General features: G+C 61.4%; 18 protein-coding genes. 7 read left to right on the top strand and 11 right to left on the bottom strand.

Going from position 1 to position 18,682, the window contains the following annotated elements; genetic code table 11:
- Positions 1-64: 64 nt before the first annotated feature.
- Positions 65-1,069 carry a DUF6492 family protein gene (locus tag GOW72_RS05235; RefSeq protein WP_170365681.1) on the bottom strand — a complete coding sequence of 335 codons (1,005 nt, stop codon included), beginning with the start codon at positions 1,067-1,069 and terminating at the stop codon, positions 65-67.
- A 312-nt stretch (positions 1,070-1,381) separates the two neighbouring features.
- Between GOW72_RS05235 and GOW72_RS05230 the strand changes: the two genes are divergently transcribed.
- The gene (locus tag GOW72_RS05230) at positions 1,382-1,741 is read left to right on the top strand and encodes a hypothetical protein (RefSeq protein ID WP_093964797.1); all 360 of its coding nucleotides are present in this window, start codon (positions 1,382-1,384) and stop codon (positions 1,739-1,741) included.
- Here the strand turns inward: GOW72_RS05230 and GOW72_RS05225 are convergent.
- A complete protein-coding gene (locus tag GOW72_RS05225) occupies positions 1,738-2,631 on the bottom strand; it encodes a glycosyltransferase family 2 protein (protein WP_170365679.1) in 894 nt (297 codons plus the stop codon). The two genes, GOW72_RS05230 and GOW72_RS05225, sit on opposite strands and share 4 nt — an antisense overlap.
- Positions 2,615-3,955: a proline--tRNA ligase gene (gene proS / locus GOW72_RS05220; protein WP_170365677.1), complete on the bottom strand. Its 1,341-nt coding sequence runs from the start codon at positions 3,953-3,955 to the stop codon at positions 2,615-2,617. Before proS ends, GOW72_RS05225 begins: the two co-directional genes overlap by 17 nt.
- 165 nt (positions 3,956-4,120) lie before the next feature.
- On the opposite strand from proS, the gene GOW72_RS05215 reads away from it, so the two are divergent.
- The 5 genes from GOW72_RS05215 to GOW72_RS05195 all read left to right on the top strand — a co-directional run bounded on the left by GOW72_RS05215 (position 4,121) and on the right by GOW72_RS05195 (position 9,901).
- Positions 4,121-5,485: an FAD-dependent oxidoreductase gene (locus GOW72_RS05215; RefSeq protein ID WP_170365675.1), complete on the top strand. Its 1,365-nt coding sequence runs from the start codon at positions 4,121-4,123 to the stop codon at positions 5,483-5,485.
- Entirely contained in the window at positions 5,485-6,459 is a 975-nt protein-coding gene (locus GOW72_RS05210) for an isopenicillin N synthase family dioxygenase (protein ID WP_170365673.1), read from the top strand. Before GOW72_RS05215 ends, GOW72_RS05210 begins: the two co-directional genes overlap by 1 nt.
- Before the next feature lie 87 nt (positions 6,460-6,546).
- Entirely contained in the window at positions 6,547-7,620 is a 1,074-nt protein-coding gene (locus GOW72_RS05205) for an AI-2E family transporter (RefSeq protein ID WP_170365670.1), read from the top strand.
- Positions 7,621-8,310: an HdaA/DnaA family protein gene (locus GOW72_RS05200; RefSeq protein WP_170365667.1), complete on the top strand. Its 690-nt coding sequence runs from the start codon at positions 7,621-7,623 to the stop codon at positions 8,308-8,310.
- A gap of 49 nt (positions 8,311-8,359) precedes the next feature.
- The gene (locus GOW72_RS05195; RefSeq protein WP_170364623.1) at positions 8,360-9,901 is read left to right on the top strand and encodes a Ppx/GppA family phosphatase; all 1,542 of its coding nucleotides are present in this window, start codon (positions 8,360-8,362) and stop codon (positions 9,899-9,901) included.
- A 9-nt stretch (positions 9,902-9,910) separates the two neighbouring features.
- On the opposite strand, the gene GOW72_RS05190 is transcribed toward GOW72_RS05195, so the two are convergent.
- From GOW72_RS05190 to scpA, 6 genes are all read right to left on the bottom strand, one after another.
- Positions 9,911-10,282 carry a hypothetical protein gene (locus tag GOW72_RS05190; protein ID WP_093964789.1) on the bottom strand — a complete coding sequence of 124 codons (372 nt, stop codon included), beginning with the start codon at positions 10,280-10,282 and terminating at the stop codon, positions 9,911-9,913.
- Positions 10,283-10,321: 39 nt separating this feature from the next.
- On the bottom strand, positions 10,322-11,335 hold the full coding sequence (locus GOW72_RS05185; protein ID WP_170366030.1) for an endonuclease/exonuclease/phosphatase family protein: 1,014 nt from the start codon (positions 11,333-11,335) through the stop codon (positions 10,322-10,324).
- Between the two features lie 4 nt (positions 11,336-11,339).
- Entirely contained in the window at positions 11,340-12,020 is a 681-nt protein-coding gene (locus tag GOW72_RS05180; protein ID WP_170365663.1) for a molecular chaperone DjiA, read from the bottom strand.
- A gap of 45 nt (positions 12,021-12,065) precedes the next feature.
- Entirely contained in the window at positions 12,066-12,554 is a 489-nt protein-coding gene (locus tag GOW72_RS05175; protein WP_170364628.1) for a GNAT family N-acetyltransferase, read from the bottom strand.
- Positions 12,551-13,153: a VOC family protein gene (locus tag GOW72_RS05170; protein ID WP_170366028.1), complete on the bottom strand. Its 603-nt coding sequence runs from the start codon at positions 13,151-13,153 to the stop codon at positions 12,551-12,553. The genes GOW72_RS05175 and GOW72_RS05170 overlap by 4 nt, the downstream gene beginning before the upstream one ends.
- 156 nt (positions 13,154-13,309) lie before the next feature.
- Positions 13,310-15,475 carry a methylmalonyl-CoA mutase gene (gene scpA, locus GOW72_RS05165; RefSeq protein WP_342355354.1) on the bottom strand — a complete coding sequence of 722 codons (2,166 nt, stop codon included), beginning with the start codon at positions 15,473-15,475 and terminating at the stop codon, positions 13,310-13,312.
- Between the two features lie 144 nt (positions 15,476-15,619).
- On the opposite strand from scpA, the gene GOW72_RS05160 reads away from it, so the two are divergent.
- The gene (locus tag GOW72_RS05160) at positions 15,620-16,066 is read left to right on the top strand and encodes a DUF4174 domain-containing protein (RefSeq protein ID WP_170340796.1); all 447 of its coding nucleotides are present in this window, start codon (positions 15,620-15,622) and stop codon (positions 16,064-16,066) included.
- A gap of 115 nt (positions 16,067-16,181) precedes the next feature.
- Here the strand turns inward: GOW72_RS05160 and GOW72_RS05155 are convergent, their stop codons facing one another.
- Together GOW72_RS05155 and GOW72_RS18945 are read right to left on the bottom strand one after the other, a co-directional pair.
- Positions 16,182-18,227 carry an acetyl-CoA carboxylase biotin carboxylase subunit gene (locus GOW72_RS05155; protein ID WP_170365658.1) on the bottom strand — a complete coding sequence of 682 codons (2,046 nt, stop codon included), beginning with the start codon at positions 18,225-18,227 and terminating at the stop codon, positions 16,182-16,184.
- Positions 18,228-18,344: 117 nt separating this feature from the next.
- Positions 18,345-18,548 carry a hypothetical protein gene (locus GOW72_RS18945; RefSeq protein ID WP_093964781.1) on the bottom strand — a complete coding sequence of 68 codons (204 nt, stop codon included), beginning with the start codon at positions 18,546-18,548 and terminating at the stop codon, positions 18,345-18,347.
- Between the last annotated feature and the right edge of the window lie 134 nt (positions 18,549-18,682).

Below are 18,682 nucleotides of genomic sequence, written 5' to 3'. Positions count from 1 at the left end.
TGTGGTGGGGACATTTTCGGGATTTGGCTGGATGGTCAAGCCGGTTCTGAATGTACGCGCCCGTTCAACCGGCCAGCGACGCAGTTGCATTCAGCACAGACTGGGTCGTCTCACGATCACTGATCCCCCGACGCGCCAAGGCATCGAACAAGCGATCTTGGGTTTCAGGCGTCAGCATGGAAACCGCCCGGTTGTGCAGACCAAGGCTCAACAGTTCCGGTTCGTCGATCCTGGCAATCAGACCTTCCAGCTTCTGTTGCGAATAGGTCGGCCACAGCCCCAGCGCGGTGCTGGGTGCGTCCTCGAACCACGGGCGCAAAGTCAGATCCGACCGGAGGCAATACGCATTCAGCAGCATGAATTCCGAGGGTCTCCGGCGCGACCCGAAGAGCGACTGCACCGAACCGTAGCGTTCGTTGATCTCGTCCAACACCTCCAGCACCAACGACCTGCGCACTGGGAACGGCGTCGAAAACGTCGTGGTCTTCAACGCCTCAATGTCCGAGACAGTGACCTGCAAAGCGTCCAGGCTCTGCTGCAGCCAGTTGCGGTGAAAGTCGCTGTTGACCGAAATGAATGGAAGCCGGGCGGCTCCTCCATCAGCAAAGAACTCTGCCTCAGTGAAAGACCGCAGAAACAGGTTTTTGGTGTCCAGGATAACCATCTGCTCCGCCTCGGCGATCCGTGCGGCACCCAGCTTGAGCACCTGCTGCGTGCGGTATCCGTTGTTGCCGCGCCACCCTCCCTTTCGCACGAAAGGGATACGGTGCCGTCCTTCGATCAGAAGCCGGTCGCCCAGTGAACGTCGGGCGCATTGACCTGCCCCAAGCAGAATGTCATCGCCCCCGACGACCCGAACCTTGGATTGCAAAGGACCGTAGGCCGCCAATATGGGCTCGATACGCGCCCGCAATGCGGTTTCGTCGACGTCGTTCAGAACTACATGGATAGAAGCAACCTTGGCCGGATCAGCAAATCGCGCAAAGGAACGCGCCTGCAACTCGAGCAGCGGGTAATCCTTGGAATACACTATCGTAGCAAAACTCAGCACGGTCGGGTTGCCTTTCATAATCACTTGGCGCCGCTGTATCAGCTTCTCGACCGGCCGCCAAATCCGCTTTTCCGTGTTGGCGCAGAATCAGCCGTCGGGCGCAAATTCCAGCAATGGATGATTGTCGAAAGACGATTATACCGCTGGTTGTGAAGCCCATCACAGACAGGCCTTTATTGTTTCAGGTATGAAGTCAATGTGAGGTTCAGGCGTCAAACTGAACTTGAAATGCAACATTTTCGCAGCAACTTTGTTTCGCATTTTGCTTCTTTTAAGAAATTTTGGCACCCTGATTGTGGGGGAATACATTTTATAGAGCGGGGGTCGCTCATGAATATTGAAAAGGAAATTGAAAAGGTTGGTGCGCCAGCCACGACGATCACATCTCAGGATATGGATTGCGAAACCGCAGCGTTGCTGCGGGCCGTCATCCGACCGCTGTTTGCCGGTGCGGCCAGTTGGGCCGGTCTTGCCGACACGCTGCGCGAAAAAGGCTATCGCCTGGCATTCCAAAGCGGGCGCATGTGCCTGATGGACCGGGCGACCGGCACACGGCTTTGCGGGTTGCGGTTCCTGGACATCGAATTGAAGGATCTGGTCCGACGTATGGGCCGCCCCGTCGTAGTCGCCCGAGGTGACAGGGCGGATGGTGAACTGCTTCGCGCGCGTCCGGCGACGGGCGGGTCCTAGTACCGCCGCCAGAACTGGACGGACCGGCGTAGAGACTTGGCAAGGCCGTGTTTGGCGGCCCGCCGGATCGGCAGTGGCGTTTCCGGGCGCCTCAGCACCTCGATGAGCAGGTTTGCCGGCATATGCCCGCGGCGATAGAACTCCGCGAAATCATCCAGATCCAATCCTTGTGCCGCACGATAATCGGCAAAGAACCGTTGCCAGACTCGGGCATAGTCCTGCCCCGTCGCTTGCTGGTCGCTGGTCTCGCCACGGTCCCAGAACAGCGAAATAGGTTCATCCATCCTTTCGCCGCGATAGCCACCGGCAACCAGCCGCAGCATCAGGTCATAATCGCCAGCAATGCGAAACTGGGTGTCATGGCCACCCAACTGCATAAAAACATCCCGCCGTAGAAAAACAGAGTTATGGCAAAACGGCATCCGCTGAAGGATGGCTTTGACCGACATCCGTTTTTCCATCTTTTCGCCGCCGTCCGCGGACCGGTGTAAGGTGGACCCAAAAAGATAGTCGGGGCGGGTCGCGGTCAATCGCTCGGCCGCCCGGTTCAGAACATCATCCGCGGCCAACGAGTCGTCGGAATTGAGGAACAGCACGTATTCGCCGCGTGCCGCTTCGACGCCGCGGTTCATCGCGTCGTACAGGCCTTGGTCCGGTTCACTGATCAGGCGTGTACGCGGCGCGTCGGCGATCAAGTCCTGAATGAATTCGACCGTCCCGTCCGTTGAGGCTCCGTCCTGAATGATGTGCTCGGAACGGTCGCAATTCTGCCGCGCCATGCATTCGATGACGCGGGGAAATGTGTCCTGACGCCCTTGGGACAGCAGGTTCCAAGTTGCCGTGATCACCGAGATCAGCGGCGCGTCACCGGTTTCAGACGGAGCGCTCATAGATCTCGGCAATGCGGGTTACGGCGGCCTCGGGGCTCAGCTCTTCGCTTTCGCCGGTGCGGCGGCTGGTCAGTTCGACCACCCCGTTCTTCAACCCGCGCGGGCCGACGGTGATACGCCAGGGCAGGCCGATCAGATCCATCGTGGCGAACTTGCCCCCTGCCCGCTCGTTGCGGTCGTCATAGAGCGGCTCGAGCCCCAGCGCGGTCAGCGCCTTGTAGATATTGTCGCAGGCCGCGTCGGCCTCGTCATCGCCTTGCTTCAGGTTGACGATGCCGCAGTGGAACGGGGTCACGCCCTCAGGCCAGATGATGCCCTTGTCGTCGTGGCTGGCCTCGATAATCGCACCGATCAGGCGGCTGACGCCGATGCCGTGGCTGCCCATGTGCACCGGAACCTGCTTGCCGTCGGGGCCTTGCACCGTGGCGCCCATCGGCTCGGAATACTTGGTGCCGAAATAGAAGATCTGCCCAACCTCGATGCCACGCGCGCTGCGGCGGCGTTCCTCGGGCACCTGCTGGAACAGGGCCTCGTCATGGGTTTCGTCCGTGCGGGCATAGAGCGAGGTGAACTCCTCCATGATCGCCTGGCACTGGGCCTTGTCGTCATAGTCGATGTCGCGCTCGCCAAGACGGATATCAGTAACCGCGCTGTCATAGAACACCTCGGATTCGCCGGTATCGGCCAACACCAGGAATTCATGCGTGTCGTCACCGCCGATCGGGCCGCTGTCCGCGCGCATCGGGATCGCCTGCAGCCCCATGCGTTCATAGGTGCGCAGATAGCTGACCAGGTGGCGGTTGTAGGCGTGCAGCGCGTCTTCTTTCGTCAGGTCGAAATTGTAGCCGTCCTTCATGTAAAATTCGCGGCCGCGCATCACGCCGAAACGGGGGCGGATCTCGTCGCGGAACTTCCACTGGATCTGGTACAGGGTCAGCGGCAGGTCCTTGTAGCTGCTGACGTGACCGCGGAAGATGTCGGTGACCAGTTCCTCGGCGGTGGGGGTATAGAGCATATCGCGGCCGTGGCGGTCCTGCATACGCAGCATTTCCTGACCGTAATCATCATAACGCCCGGATTCCCGCCACAGATCGGCGGATTGCAGGATCGGCATCTGGATCGGAATGTGCCCGGCGCGGATCTGTTCCTCGTGCACAATGTTTTCCAGCTTGCGCAGCACCTTGAAACCCAGCGGCAGCCACGAATAGATCCCGGCGGCAGCCTGCTTGATCATCCCGGCGCGCAGCATCAGCCGGTGGCTGACGATCTGGGCCTCGGACGGGTTTTCCTTGAGTACGGGCAGAAAGTAACGGCTGAGGCGCATGTTTTTACCTTGCAGGTGAGAATTCCACGGCCACGTGATTATGCGAAAGCCCCGCCGGGGGCAATCGGGCAATGGCGGATTTGCGACCTCAGGTCAGTCGGAATTTTGATTGACCCGCCAATCAGGTCTCGAAACAGTGGGAAGACTTCTGAAGACGAGGCCCCAATGCAGACCATCCGCGAACCCGCCCGAGACATCCCCGTGGTGCACAAGACTGACGTACTGGTGGTGGGCTCTGGCCCGGCAGGGCTGGCCGCGGCGCTTGCGGCCGCGCGCGCTGGGGCCGAGGTCGCTCTGCTGGACCGTTTCGGCTGCATGGGCGGCAATATCACCGCTGTCGGGGTCGAGGGCTTTGCCTGGTACCGGCACGACAAGACCATCGAGGCCGGCGGCATCGGATGGGAGTTCGAGCAACGCGCCAAGGAGATGGGCGCGGCGGTCCCGGAAAGCCAATCGCTGAGCTACGAGTTGGACAGCGAGGGTTTCAAGCTGGTGGCCGACCGGTTGGTGGAAGAGGCCGGTGTCCGCCCGATGCTGCATCGCCAGTTCGTGGCCCCGATCATGGACGGCGACCGGATCACTGGTGTGATATCCGAGTCGAAGGCGGGGCGCGAGGCAATCCTTGCCCGCATCGTGATCGACGCCACGGGTGATGCCGACGTGGCCCACCGTGCCGGCGCACCGACCCGCAAGACCGAGCCAGAACAGATGATGGCGGCCTCGGTCATGTTCCACTTGGCCGGGGTCGACAAGCGCGCCTTCATGGATGGCGTAAAGGCCGACCCGCAGACCTACAAGGACTGGGGCGGCGGCGGTGAATGGAACATCGAGACCAGCGGCAAAGAGGACGACATGTTCTCGCCCTTCGTCTACAAGCCGTTCCAGCAGGCCATCGACCAAGGCCTCATTCCGGCGCACCTGAACACCATCGCGGGCACCTGGGGTGCAATGCATGACACGGGCGAACTGACCTATATGAACCTGATCCACCTGGCCGGGATCGACGGGACGGACCCGGACAGCCTGACCAGGGGCGAGATCGAGGGCCGCCGCCAGACCAAGCTGGCGATTGACGCTCTGCGCCGGTTCATGCCCGGATGCGAAAACGCACGGCTGCGCAACTTCGGCATGACCATCGGCATCCGTGACACCCGCAAGATCGACGCGGTCTACAACATGACCGAGGACGATGTGCGCCATCAGGGCCGGTTCGAGGACACGATCGGCATCTACCCCGAGTTCATCGACGGTTACGGCATCCTGATCCTGCCCACCACCGGGCGCTACATGCAGGTACCCTACCGCTCGATGCTGCCCAAGGGGGTGCGCGGGCTGCTGGTGGCTGGCCGGTCTCACGGGGCCGACCGCATCGCCCACGCGGCGACACGCAACATGGCCTGCTGCGCGGTGATGGGCCAAGGGGCCGGCATCGCGGCCGCCATCGCACTGAAAAGCAATCAGGATCTGTCCGAATTGAACCTGACCCCGGTTCATTCCGAATTGGACAGACAAGGCGTGAGGATCCACTGATGGAACACATCCCGACGATCGACCTTGCGCCCTTGATGCAGGAGGCCCACCCTTACCACGGAAAAACCGTCCAGCAGGTTATGGACGCGTGCACCGGGATAGGTTTCCTTTCGATCACCGGCACCGGCATCCCGCCAGAGCTGGTCGAGCGGGTCCGGGTTTGCGTTCGCGCAATCTTCGACGTGGACGAAGCCAGCAAATGGCAGCAGGCGATCACCCGCGAGAACTATCGCGGATATATCCCGATGGGGTTTTTCACCCCCAATGACGGATCGGGACATGCGGACAAGTATGAGGGCTACAAGCTGCACCACGAAGTGGCCGAAGATGCGCCCATCCGCCGGGATTGCGCGCTGTACGGACCCAACCTCTGGCCCGCAGAAATACCGGATGCGCATGGTATCATCCTGGAATACTGGGCGCGACTGGATCAGGTGGCCGACAGCTTGCTGGGCGCGTTGGAGGCCGGGCTGGAACTGCCTGCGGGCAGCCTGCGGAATGCGTTCCGCGACCCGTTGACCAACATGACTTTGCTGCACTACCCGCCGCAGGCCCCGGAAGAGGGCGGCTATGGCATCCACCCCCACAAGGACACTGACGCGTTGACCATCATCGCCCCTGACCCGGTGGGTGGGCTGGAGGTCCAGACGCGGGGCGGCGGCTGGATCACTCCCGACTGCCCAACTGGTGGGTTTGTCGTCAACATCGGGGACATGCTCGAGCTCTGGTCCGGAGGGCGCCTGAAATCGACCCCGCACCGCGTGGTCAACCGATCCGGAAAGGAGCGCTACTCTTTTCCCTATTTCGCGGTACCACGGCACGACGTGGTGGTTTCTCCGCTGCTGCCGCCGCTGCCGGGATTTGACCGCCCGTCCGTACATTGCGGTCACTGGTCCGCCGAGATCTGGCGCACCAACTGGTCCGACGAGACCGCCGCCGAAGACACGCCGGAACTGGGCACTCTACACGACTGAGACACAAAAACACTGATCCATGAACCGCTTGCATCGCGGGCCTTCATCAGCCAAGAACAAGGGCAACGACGCAGTCAGGAGGCCGCGATGGCGTTGCCGGTTCGGGATCAATTCAGATATTGGGGCATCGCCGCTGCGATATTCATATTGCTGTTGTGGCTGCTGGGCGACGTTCTGCTGCCATTCGTGATCGGCGGCGCAGTGGCCTATTTCCTGGATCCCGTAGCCGATCGGCTGGAGAACATGGGGCTTTCGCGCGCGGCTGCGACGGCGATCATTACCGTCTTCAGTATTCTTGCCTTTGCCTTGATGATCCTGATGGTGGTTCCGGCCCTGATCACTCAGCTGATCGATCTGGTGGACGTACTGCCCAGCCTGTTCCAGGAATTGCGAGCCTTCGTCGAGCGGCAATTCCCGTCGCTGCTGGACCGGGAATCGAACACCCACCAGTTCCTTCTTTCCATGGGCGACACGCTGAAGGGCAAAACAGGCGACATCCTCGAAACGGTCATGGCCTCGGTCGGGTCAGCGGTGAACATAGTGGTCCTTCTGGTGATTGTGCCCGTCGTGGCCGTCTACCTTTTGCTGGACTGGGACCGGATGATCGCCCGGATCAACGATCTGCTGCCCCGGGACCATGCGCCGACGATCCGCAAACTGGCCGCCGATATTGACGCTGTTCTTGCCTCGTTCGTGCGCGGCATGGGTACGGTTTGCCTTATCTTGGGCATCTACTACGCCGTTGCCTTGATGATCGTCGGCCTTCAATTTGGCCTGGTGGTCGGTTTCATCGCCGGGTTGGTCACCTTCATTCCTTATCTGGGCGCATTGATCGGCGGTACGCTGGCTATCGGCCTGGCGCTATTCCAATTCTGGGGTGACTGGGCCTCGATCGGTCTGGTGGCCGGGATATTCGCCATCGGCCAGGTCGTCGAAGGCAATTTCCTGACGCCCAAACTGGTTGGTGACTCGGTCGGGTTGCACCCGGTCTGGTTGCTTCTGGCCTTGTCCGTTTTTGGCGCGCTATTCGGGTTTGTCGGCATGCTGATCGCCGTTCCGGTCGCTGCGGCCTTGGGTGTGCTTGCACGTTTCGGAACTTCGCAATATCTGACAAGCCGCCTGTACACGGGGCGTGACGAGCTGGATCCGGAAAGCGAGTGAATGGCCAAACAGCTGAGCTTTGATCTTCCGGCGATGACGGCGCTGGGGCGCGAGGATTTTTTCGTATCTCCCGCGAATGCGCTGGCCGTCGCAATGATCTCGGCCAATTCTTGGCCGGGCAACAAGCTGGTCCTGAGCGGCCCGGCCGGATCGGGCAAAACCCATCTTGCGCATGTCTGGGCCGCCGAGACAGGCGGGCGTATCGTGCAGGCCTCTGATCTGAAACACGAAGATGTTCCCGCACTTGCGCAAAGTCCCGTGGCGGTCGAGGACATCCCGATGATCGCCGGGGATATAGACCAGCAGAAAACCCTGTTTCACCTCCACAATCTGGTTCTGGCCGAGGGGCATGCCCTGCTGATGACCGGGCGCCTTGCCCCCAAATACTGGGAACTGCCGCTGGCAGACCTGCAAAGCCGGGTGGAAGGTGCCCATCATGTGGCGCTTGATCCGCCCGATGATGCCTTGCTGTGCGCGGTTCTGGCCAAGCTGTTCGTCGACCGACAGCTGAACCCGGGCCCGGACGTCATCGCCTACCTCGTCAAGCACATGGATCGCCGGTTTGAAACCGCAGCCGACGTGGTGGCGCAACTGGATCAGGTCGCCTTGGCAGAAAAGCGCGAGATAACACGGGCCTTGGCCGTGCGCGTTCTGAACAACGAAATCGATACGGCGGTTTCCGGTGATTGACCCGTGGGGTCCGATTTCGCATCCTGCGCGAGGCAACGTTGGGGAGATCATGGAACAGAGCGCTGCAAGGATCCCGGACTGGGGACCATTCGGAAGACCGCTGTTCGACCATCCGGGAATCCGCGATCTCTCGCGCGTTGGCGTGGTCGATGTCGGATCGAACTCGGTCCGGATGGTTATCTTTGACGGCGCGGCCCGGTCACCCGCTTATTTCTACAACGAAAAAGTCATGTGCGAGCTTGGCGCCGGGCTGTCGGAAACCGGCAGGCTAAACCCGCGCGGTCGCGTACGTGCGCTGGCGGCGCTGCGGCGCTTTGAACACCTGTCCCGCGATCTTGGCCTGCCCGGACTGCACGTTGTGGCCACCGCCGCCGTGCGCGAGGCGGAAGACGGTCCGGAGTTCTGTCAGGAGGTTCTGGCCGAGACAGGGCTGCATATCTCGGTCATCGACGGCGAGGAAGAGGCCCGATTGTCGGCTCAGGGTGTTCTGCTGGGCTGGCCGGGCGCCTACGGCCTAATCTGCGACATCGGCGGTTCGTCCATGGAGCTGGCAGAGATCGGCGGCGGATCGGTCGGACGGTGTGTGTCCTCGTCTCTGGGGCCGCTCAAACTCCGGGATATCAAGGGCGGACGCCGCGCCCGCAAGGCCCACATCAAGGAAACACTCGAGGCGCTTCGTGACCAGATGGGGCCGCAGCGCGACCGACTGTTCCTGGTCGGCGGAAGCTGGCGAGCCTTTGCAAGGTTGGACATGCTGCGCCGCGGATATCCGCTGAACGTGCTGCACGAGTACCGCATGACCACCAAGCAGGTGCGCGAAACGATCAAGTTCATCGAAAAGGGCGACCACGAACACCTGCGCTCTCAGGCTGGGGTGTCAAGCTCGCGGATGGCCCTGATTCCGTATGCCATGGACGTGCTGTCGCGGCTGATCCGCACCTTCAAACCCAAAGACATCGCAATATCCAGCTACGGTATCCGCGAGGGCCTGCTGTATGAGCAGATGCCCCAGATTCTGCGGGATTGCGACCCTTTGATCGAGGCCTGCCGGTTCTCGGAGCAAAAGGACGCTCGGCTGCCTGGTTTCGGGCCGCACCTTTATGATTTCGTGATGCCGCTGTTCCGGTCCGCCCCTCCGGCCCGAGTTCGGCTGATCAAAGCGGCCTGCCTGCTGCACGATGTCAGCTGGCGCGCCCACCCCGATTATCGGGCCGAGGTCTGTTTCGACAATGTGACTCGCGCCAACCTGGGCGGCCTGAAACACTCGGAACGTGTCTTCATCGGACTTGCCCTGCAGCATCGTTACCGGAACAAGCGAGAGGGCAACCGCTTCGCCCCTCTGTACGAACTGCTGGACGAGCGCGACCAGAAGCAGGCCGAGATTCTGGGAAAGGCCATGCGTTTTGGCGCAATGCTGTGGATGCAAAACGATGCGGCCACTGGCAAGCTGCGCTTCTACCCCAAGAAGCGCGAACTGGAGTTTTATCTGCCCAAGTCGCTCAGCCCTTTGTTCAACGAAGTGGCCGAGGCAAGATTCGAGTCACTGGCGAACGCGCTGAAATCGCGCCCGATCGTCAAAATGCAAGGCTGATCCGGACGATCAGATGTCCGTTGCACCTTCGTCGTCCTCTTTGGGAGCAACCTCATCGGGCTGGTCGGGAACGTCCGGTTTCCTGCGGATGATAATGTCGCCATTGGGCAGCATTTCGGGCGCCTCATAGGCGCTCCAATCCTTGACCTTGCCGCCGATCTCGGCAAGGGCCGGGCCCATCTCCTCGATAAAGGACTGCATGGCCGGGCCGAATTGCTCGGCAAGCCCCAGAAGATCCTCGAGCGCGGGCTCCATTTCCTTTCGCAGGCCCTCGAAGAACAGCTCGGCCCCCTGCTCCATCAGGGACTTGCCGCCTTCGTCCTGGGCCGCGGCCGGCGCGGCAATAAGGGCCGTGGCACCTATCAGCATCAATCGTCTCATGACCTGAAATATAAGTGGCGGGAACAGTTGTTGAAAGGGTCAGATGTCGATGTCCAGCGTCACCGGAAAATGATCTGAGGCCGTGACCAAGGCATCGCGCAACTCTGGCACCGTCCAGCAGTGTTCGTCCCGGAACGGGTGCCAGATGCGCCAGACCGGATTGCGGACCCTCAGATCCTCGCTGATCATGATGTAGTCCAACAAAGCCTCAAGATATTGGCCTTCCTTCGGGCGGGCAAAGCGCGCGGTCGATGGGATCCAGCCCGGCCGAGGTCGAAGCGCCTGTGCGGGATGCGGATCGTACAGGCCGGTTTCCAGAAGGATTTCCACCGATGACCGCCCGAAAAGATGTTCGAATTCATCCAATCCCGGCCCGTCATTCAAATCGCCCAGCAAGATCACCGGTTCAGCAGCGGCTATGTGCGCGCGCACCCGACGCGACAGCCACACAGCCTGCGCCAACTGCTTGCGGCGGTTGGCGATAGAGATGCGCAAGGCTTCGTCGCGCGATTGGGCACCGTGCGGTGCCTTGGACTTCAGATGTGCACCGATCAACCGGAACTCGAACCCGGCCCGGGTTCGGACCGCCAGTTCCATGGGTGGTTTTGAAAACCGCACCAGATCCTCGGTCGCGTCAATGTCCAGATCGATCCGAAACTCGCGGTCAAAGCGTGGGAGATCGTCGGGATCGTGGCCGCCATCTTGCACTCCTTTCGGGTCGTGCCTGGCGGTCAGGGCATCGGGGTCATACAGGAGGGCCAACTCCTGATGCGTATCGTTGGCGAAACCCATGATCGCATTGGATGTACGCAGATCGAACGTCTCGGCGAAATGCTGCAAGGCGCGCACCGTGTTTTGCGATTTGCCCGTATTCGGCGCCTCGACGATCAGCATGGCGTCGGCGTCGACGGCGGTCAGCACCGTCGCAATGGCCTCGATCTGCTGTGCCTTGGTGACATTGTGCCGACCCGACCAGCTGTCATCGACAACCAGTTCATCATTGCGGTCGAACAAATTGGCGAACCATTCGATATTGTAGGTCGCCAGACGCATCTTCTCAGACCCGCGCGCCGTTGATTTCATCCCAGGCGCGGTTGATATCGATCATCTTTTTCTCGGCAAGGCGAATTGCCTCTTCTGGAACACCACGGGCCATCATCGCATCTGGATGTGTGTCACGTACAAGCCTGCGCCAGATTTTTCGGATCTCGGGTAGTGGAGTGTCAGGGGTCACGCCCAGAACGATATAAGGATCCTTGGGCGCATCTGGAACGAAGCGCGCACGCAGGGCTTTGAACTGTGCATCGGTCTGGCCGAAAATCCGCGCCACATCCTCCAGAAACTCGTTCTCGTTGGGGTGATAGAATCCGTCCGCCATGGCGATGTGAAACAGCCCCTCCATGAGGTCGCACAGGGTGGTGCTGTCTTCGGCGAACATGCGCGCGATCTTGCGTGCGTATTCCTGATACCCGGCCACATCCGTCCGGGCCATGTTGAACACGCGCGCCGCGCCGGCCTCTTCCTCCGGCGGAATACGAAACACCTCGCGAAACGCGGTCACCTCGTCGCGGGTCACCTGCCCGTCCGCCTTGGCCATCTTTGCACCCAAGGCGATCACAGCAATCGCGAAGGCCACCGAACGTTCGGGCGGCGTGCGTAGCTTCTCAAAAACGGCCGTCAGGCTTTCACCTTTGGCAAGCGCGCTCAGCGCCTCGGATATGCGGGACCAGATCGACATGAGCGCACACTAGCGCGCCGAGTACGGACTGTCAGGTGCGACCATTCATTCCGGGGCCAGAATTTTCTGCATCAGCACAAGATCCAGCCAACGCCCCCATTTATGACCAACTTCCGGCATTCGGCCGACCGTCTCAAAACCGACCGCCGCATGAAAGGAAATCGCACCCGGGTTCTCGGCCGAGATTCCAGCGACCAGAACATGCACGCCTTGCGATCGCGCCACCTCCTCCAAGGTTCGGATCAGCGCGCGACCCGCGCCCCGCCCCCGACCTTCAGGAGCCAGCAGGATGGTGTGTTCCCGGCTGTGCGCATATCCGGGACCCGAGCGAAAACGGCCATAAGTCGCAAATCCCACGACACGGCCGTCAAGTTCGGCAACTTGGAACGCCAGCCCTCGCTCGTCGATATCCCGCGCGATTTCTTCGGGGCTTCGCTCGGTCGTGGTAAACGTGATCAGCGTCTCGCGGATGATCGAATTGGTGATCTCTGCAATTTCAGCCGCATCCCGGGGCAAAGCAGGGCGAATGATCATTCCAGCACCCGCGGTCCGTGCGGCGTTTCAAATTCAGCCCGCAAAGCTGCAGGCCCGGAATCGAAAACTACCCTGTCTAGCGGACCGAGCAATTGCGCCAAATCCAGCGCGTCCGGGTGAAAGACCACCAGCCGCCGCAGGTGGCAGCCACTGGCCCGCAGCATGCCAGCCGGATGCAAGTCACCTTGCCATTGAATCAAGGCGGGAAACAAGTTGTCGAACGGCAAACGCCCCGATCCCGGCACCGCCATCCTCCACCGCAAGGCACCACGATCAAGGTCATGGATATCGCCTATGTCGATTGAGAAGCCATCGACATAGGCCTGCAGATCCGAAACCTGACAGACCCAGTTGCTGAGCCGCGGCGGCCCCGAGAAACGATCAAGATCAAACCAACGTGGCCGCCCAGGATCGGCAGCTTCCGGGTCAATCGCGATCGCTTCAAGATACAGGCCCTCGTCCAGCCCAAGAAGCTTGTTGTAGGTGCCGAATTTTCCATGTTTGCCACCGGGCACCATCGGAATACCCAAGGCCTGCTCTACATGCGCGACCGCCTCGTCCAAGGTCGACGCGGCCACCGCCAGATGATCAAGCTCCATAATTGCGCCTCCAGCGTCAAAAACCGACCTCATGCCATCGGATACCATGAAAAGCCTGACTTGGGCACTTCATCTGACACCAAACATCCCCGCAGGCGATGCCCGAGGCCACAGGCATCGCGCACAAGGGGGCAGAAAGCCCCCCAAAGTCACAGCTCAGGCGCGCGCCTCGCGGATCAGGCGCAGAATGTCCTGCGCCGCCTCGGGGATGTTGGTCCCCGGCCCGAAGATCGCCTTGACCCCATGGTCGTACAAGAACTGATAATCTTGCTGAGGGATGACGCCACCACAAATCACGATGATATCTTCGGCGCCGGCCTTTTTCAGTTCTTCCACCAGTTGCGGTGCCAGCGTCTTGTGGCCCGCCGCCTGGCTGGAAATGCCAACCACATGCACGTCGTTGTCGATCGCGTCCTGCGCGGCCTCGGCCGGGGTCTGGAACAGCGGACCGACGTCCACGTCGAAACCGATATCGGCAAACGCGGTGGCGATCACCTTGGCCCCGCGGTCGTGACCGTCTTGGCCCATCTTGACCACCAGAAGACGCGGGCGGCGGCCCTCTTCCTCGGCAAATTCCTCGATCGATTTCTGGATGGCGGCAAAGCCTTCGTCACCTTCGTAAGCTGCGCCATAGACACCAGCCAGCGTTTTCACTTCGGCCCGATGACGACCGAATTCCTTTTCCATTGCCATGCTGATCTCTCCTACGGTTGCGCGGGCACGCGCGGCCTCGACCGCGGCTTCCAGCAGGTTGCCCCCCTCTTTCGCGCGCCGGGTCAGTTCGTCCAGCGCGGCCTGACAGGCGGCCTCGTCCCGGGTCGCGCGGATGCGTTCCAGCCGGGCGATCTGCGCCTCGCGGACGGCCTGGTTGTCGACCTCGAGGATCTCGATCGGATCTTCCTTTTCCTTGCGGTACTTGTTGACGCCTACGATTACTTCTTCGCCACGGTCGATCATGGCCTGACGGCGCGCGGCGCTTTCCTCGATCCGCAGCTTGGGCATGCCGCTGGCAACCGCCTTGGTCATGCCGCCCATCTCCTCGACCTCTTCCATCAGGGCCCAGGCTTTTTCGACCAGTTCATTGGTCAAGCTTTCCAAATAGTAGGAGCCGGCCAACGGATCGACCACATCGGTAACGCCGGTTTCCTCCTGCAACACCAACTGTGTATTCCGCGCAATTCGGGCCGAGAAATCGGTGGGCAGAGCAATCGCTTCATCCAGCGCGTTGGTATGCAGCGACTGTGTGCCCCCCAACACCGCGCTCATCGCCTCATATGCGGTGCGGATCACGTTGTTGTACGGGTCTTGCTCCTGCAGCGAAACGCCCGAGGTCTGGCAATGGGTGCGCAGCATCTTCGAGCGGTCCGACTTGGCCCCGAATTCGGTCATCACCCGGTGCCACAGCGTACGCGCGGCGCGCAGCTTGGCGATCTCCATGAAAAAGTTCATGCCGATGGCAAAGAAGAACGACAGACGGCCAGCGAACTTGTCCACGTCCATTCCCGCGTCGATGGCAGCGCGCACATATTCGCGCCCGTCGGCCAGAGTGTAGGCCAGTTCCTGCACCAGGTTCGCCCCGGCCTCCTGCATGTGGTAGCCTGAGATCGAGATCGAGTTGAACTTGGGCATCTCGTTCGAGGTGTACTCAATGATGTCCGAGATGATCCGCATCGAGGGCTCGGGCGGGTAGATATAGGTGTTGCGGACCATGAACTCCTTCAGAATGTCGTTCTGAATGGTGCCCGCAAGGACCGACTTGTCATGGCCCTGCTCTTCGCCGGTGACGATGAAATTGGCCAGAATCGGAATCACCGCGCCGTTCATCGTCATCGAGACCGAGACCTGATCCAGCGGAATGCCGTCGAACAGGATCTTCATGTCCTCGACACTGTCGATCGCCACCCCGGCCTTGCCCACATCGCCCACCACGCGCGGGTGGTCGCTGTCATAGCCGCGGTGCGTGGCCAGATCGAAGGCGACCGAAACGCCCTGCTGACCGGCCGCGAGGTTGCGGCGGTAGAAGGCATTCGATTCTTCGGCCGTGGAAAAACCTGCATATTGGCGGATGGTCCACGGGCGGCCCGCATACATGGTTGCCTTCACTCCGCGTGTGAACGGCCCGAAGCCGGGCAGCGACCCGATATGCGGCAGGTTCTCTATGTCGTCCTGCGTGTAAAGCGGCTTGACCTCGATCCCCTCCAGCGTCGTCTTGGTGAGGTCTTCGACAGGGCGCCCACGCAACTCTTTTTCGGCCAGGGCGCGCCAATCCTTCGTATCGGTCATAGCGTAATCCTCTTGTCTGTTCCCGTCGCGGGCCCGAATGGCGCGCCGAGGGGCTGGGTATGAATATGGAGGGGCCGACCCGGCGCACGGCAGGTTCGATCATTCAATTTTTTGATCGTCGCACGCATTTCGCCGGTCGCATTCGCGGCAACTGGGTCTATATTCAATGGAACAGGAGACCACATGACCCGCACGCTTGCCCTTGTTTTGTCAGCTTTTTTGCCTGTGGCTGCCGTCGCCGCCGACGGTGCGGCCCCGGATGAAACCGCATATATCCGGCCAGCCGGAGACAGCGATCTGAACGAGTTTCTGTGGACACACCGCCCCATAGTGGTGTTTGCCGATACGCCAGCCGATCCCCGGTTCCAGCAGCAGATCGACATGTTGCTGGAGGGCGAAGACATGATGCGTGACCGGGATGTCATCGTGCTGACCGACACCGACCCTTCGGCGCGATCCCCGATCCGGACGCAACTGCGCCCGCGTGGGTTCGCTATGGTCTTCGTCGACAAGGACGGTGTGGTGAAGCTGCGCAAGCCCACGCCGTGGAGCGTGCGCGAGATCAGCCGGTCCATCGACAAGACCCCCCTGCGCGAACGCGAAGTCCGCGAGCGACGCGAGGGGCGCTGACGACCCAGACCCGCCCGGCGCAAGGGGTCTGCCACGCCCGCCTCATCCGCACCGACGGTGCAGATGGCGGCAAAACGGGCGAAACCCACATTTTCCGGGCAAGCGCACATGGGCGTTATTCGAACTCCATGATCACGTCATCGACGGCGAGGCTGTCGCCCGGACCGGCGTTGATCTTGGAGACCACACCCCGGCGCTCGGCGCGCAGGATGTTCTCCATCTTCATCGCCTCGACCGTGCACAGCGCCTGACCTTCCTGCACCTCTTGCCCGACCTCGACATCGATCTTCACGATCAGGCCCGGCATCGGGCACAGCAGCATCTTCGAGGTGTCTGGCGGCAGTTTCTCGGGCATCAGCTTGGCCAGTTCGGCTGCGCGCGGCCGGCGCACATGCACCTTCAGGTCCGCGCCCCGGTTGCGGATGCGGAAACCGCCCGAGATCTTGCCCACCTTCAGCACGAGCGGGCTGCCGTCCACGTCCAGAACCGCAAGCTGGTCGCCGGGCGTCCAGTCCGAACTGACGCGCAGGGCGGCGCCGTCCTCGAACTTGACCGTGGCACCGTCACGGTCCGCATTCACCTGCACGGCATATTCCTGCCCCTGCAGCGTGACCACCCAACGCTTGCCGACCTTGCGTTCGTGGTTGTCCATCCGGCCCGAAACGCGAGTGCGGCGGATCTCGGCCACCCGGTGCATCGCCGCGCACGAGGCCGCAATGCGGCGCAGGTCGCCTTCGGGCAGTTCTACACCGTTGAACCCATCGGGGTATTCCTCGGCGATGAATGCGGTGGTCATGTCACCACTGACGAATTTGGGGTGATCCATCACCGCCGACAGGAACGGCAGGTTGTGGCCGATGCCTTCGACCTCGAAACTGTCCAGCGCCACGCGCATCGCCTCGATCGCCTGCTCGCGGGTCGGCGCCCAGGTGCACAGCTTGGCGATCATCGGGTCATAGTACATGCTGATCTCGCCGCCCTCATAGACGCCGGTATCGTTGCGCACGGCTGTCTCGCCACTGGGCGCACCGCCCTGCCATTTGCCGTTTTCCAGTAGCGGCCCCGCGGCCACCTCCTGCGGTGGACGATAGCGGGTCAGCCGCCCGATCGAGGGCAGGAAGTTGCGATAAGGATCCTCGGCATACAGCCGATTCTCGATGGCCCAGCCGGTGAGCTTGACGTCGTCCTGGGTGATCGACAGCGGCTCGCCCGCGGCGACGCGGATCATCTGTTCGACCAGATCGACACCGGTGATCAACTCGGTCACCGGGTGTTCCACCTGCAGGCGGGTGTTCATTTCCAGGAAGTAGAAATTCTTATCGCCATCCACGATGAATTCCACCGTGCCCGCGCTGGCATAGCCCACGGCCTTGGCCAGCGCCACGGCCTGCTCGCCCATCGCGCGGCGGGTCGCCTCGTCCAGGAAGGGCGACGGGGCCTCTTCCACCACTTTCTGGTTGCGGCGCTGGATCGAGCATTCACGCTCGCCCAGATAGATGCCGTTGCCATGCGTGTCGCACAGAACCTGAATTTCGATGTGGCGCGGCTGCGTCACGAATTTCTCGATGAAGATCCGGTCGTCGCCGAAGGAATTTGCCGCCTCGTTCTTGGACGACTGGAAACCCTCGCGCGCCTCTTCGTCGTTCCAGGCGATGCGCATGCCCTTGCCGCCGCCGCCGGCGCTGGCCTTGATCATCACCGGATAGCCGATCTGCTGGCTGATCTTCACCGCCTCGTCCGCATCCTCGATCAGGCCCATGTATCCGGGAACGGTGCTGACATCGGCCTCCTGCGCGATCTTCTTCGAAGTGATCTTGTCACCCATGGCCTCGATCGCCCCTTTCGGGGGTCCCACGAACACAACGCCTTCGGCCTCGAGCGCTTCGGCGAATTTCGCGTTTTCGGACAGGAAGCCATAGCCCGGATGCACCGCCTGCGCGCCGGTCTGGCGGATAGCGTCCATCACCTTGTCGATCACGATGTAGGACTGGTTCGCCGGCGGGGGGCCGATGTGAACCGCCTCGTCGGCCATTTCCACATGCAACGCGTGCTTGTCGGCATCCGAGTAGATGGCGACAGTGCCGATTCCCATTTTCCGAGCGGTCTTGATGACCCGGCAGGCAATCTCGCCTCGGTTGGCGATCAGGATCTTGTTGAACATGGAACGTCCTCTGTCTTTGTGTTCTGGACAAACGAAAACGCCGTTGCCGGGCTGATGCCCCGCAACGGCGTTCCGTCAAATGATGACCGGGACGGCGCGCGCCCCGGAAAACCGGTATCAGTTACAGTTGTTTTGCGTCTTGCAATACAGCACGTTGCCGGCCGCACCGACCGCAGCCCCAAGGATCGGGTCCGCGCTGAGAACCGCAGCCCCGACAGCCCCGACTCCGCCGCCAAGCAGCGCCTGTTCCCCGGTTGAATCACCGCAGGCTGCCAACCCGCCACAGGTTGCGAGCGCAAGGAAAACTCGTGAGATTCGCATGTATACTGCCCCTTTTGGTTTCTTGTCGAATTGAACAGCAAATGCCTGAAACGGGCTTTGTTATTCAATATCAAACGGGGTGAAACAGGGCTTTGCGCAGGTTTTTGCCGCCTTGGGTCCGCAGTACGGCCAAA

Source organism: Ruegeria arenilitoris (genome assembly GCF_013032855.1).
GTDB classification, from domain to species: domain Bacteria; phylum Pseudomonadota; class Alphaproteobacteria; order Rhodobacterales; family Rhodobacteraceae; genus Ruegeria; species Ruegeria arenilitoris.
This window is presented reverse-complemented; position numbering and strand designations above follow the sequence as displayed.

Bases quoted from the DNA above. Each gene is read 5' to 3' on its own strand.
- GOW72_RS05175 (WP_170364628.1), bottom strand. From the start codon at position 12,554: ATGATCATTCGCCCTGCTTTGCCCCGGGATGCGGCTGAAATTGCAGAG.
- GOW72_RS05190 (WP_093964789.1), bottom strand. From the start codon at position 10,282: ATGAGACGATTGATGCTGATAGGTGCCACGGCCCTTATTGCCGCGCCG.
- GOW72_RS05210 (WP_170365673.1), top strand. From the start codon at position 5,485: ATGGAACACATCCCGACGATCGACCTTGCGCCCTTGATGCAGGAGGCC.
- GOW72_RS05160 (WP_170340796.1), top strand. From the start codon at position 15,620: ATGACCCGCACGCTTGCCCTTGTTTTGTCAGCTTTTTTGCCTGTGGCT.
- GOW72_RS05225 (WP_170365679.1), bottom strand. From the start codon at position 2,631: ATGAGCGCTCCGTCTGAAACCGGTGACGCGCCGCTGATCTCGGTGATC.
- GOW72_RS05170 (WP_170366028.1), bottom strand. From the start codon at position 13,153: ATGGAGCTTGATCATCTGGCGGTGGCCGCGTCGACCTTGGACGAGGCG.
- GOW72_RS05180 (WP_170365663.1), bottom strand. From the start codon at position 12,020: ATGTCGATCTGGTCCCGCATATCCGAGGCGCTGAGCGCGCTTGCCAAA.
- GOW72_RS05235 (WP_170365681.1), bottom strand. From the start codon at position 1,069: ATGAAAGGCAACCCGACCGTGCTGAGTTTTGCTACGATAGTGTATTCC.
- GOW72_RS05230 (WP_093964797.1), top strand. From the start codon at position 1,382: ATGAATATTGAAAAGGAAATTGAAAAGGTTGGTGCGCCAGCCACGACG.
- proS (WP_170365677.1), bottom strand. From the start codon at position 3,955: ATGCGCCTCAGCCGTTACTTTCTGCCCGTACTCAAGGAAAACCCGTCC.
- GOW72_RS05200 (WP_170365667.1), top strand. From the start codon at position 7,621: ATGGCCAAACAGCTGAGCTTTGATCTTCCGGCGATGACGGCGCTGGGG.
- GOW72_RS05155 (WP_170365658.1), bottom strand. From the start codon at position 18,227: ATGTTCAACAAGATCCTGATCGCCAACCGAGGCGAGATTGCCTGCCGG.
- GOW72_RS05195 (WP_170364623.1), top strand. From the start codon at position 8,360: ATGGAACAGAGCGCTGCAAGGATCCCGGACTGGGGACCATTCGGAAGA.
- GOW72_RS05205 (WP_170365670.1), top strand. From the start codon at position 6,547: ATGGCGTTGCCGGTTCGGGATCAATTCAGATATTGGGGCATCGCCGCT.
- GOW72_RS18945 (WP_093964781.1), bottom strand. From the start codon at position 18,548: ATGCGAATCTCACGAGTTTTCCTTGCGCTCGCAACCTGTGGCGGGTTG.
- GOW72_RS05215 (WP_170365675.1), top strand. From the start codon at position 4,121: ATGCAGACCATCCGCGAACCCGCCCGAGACATCCCCGTGGTGCACAAG.
- GOW72_RS05185 (WP_170366030.1), bottom strand. From the start codon at position 11,335: ATGCGTCTGGCGACCTACAATATCGAATGGTTCGCCAATTTGTTCGAC.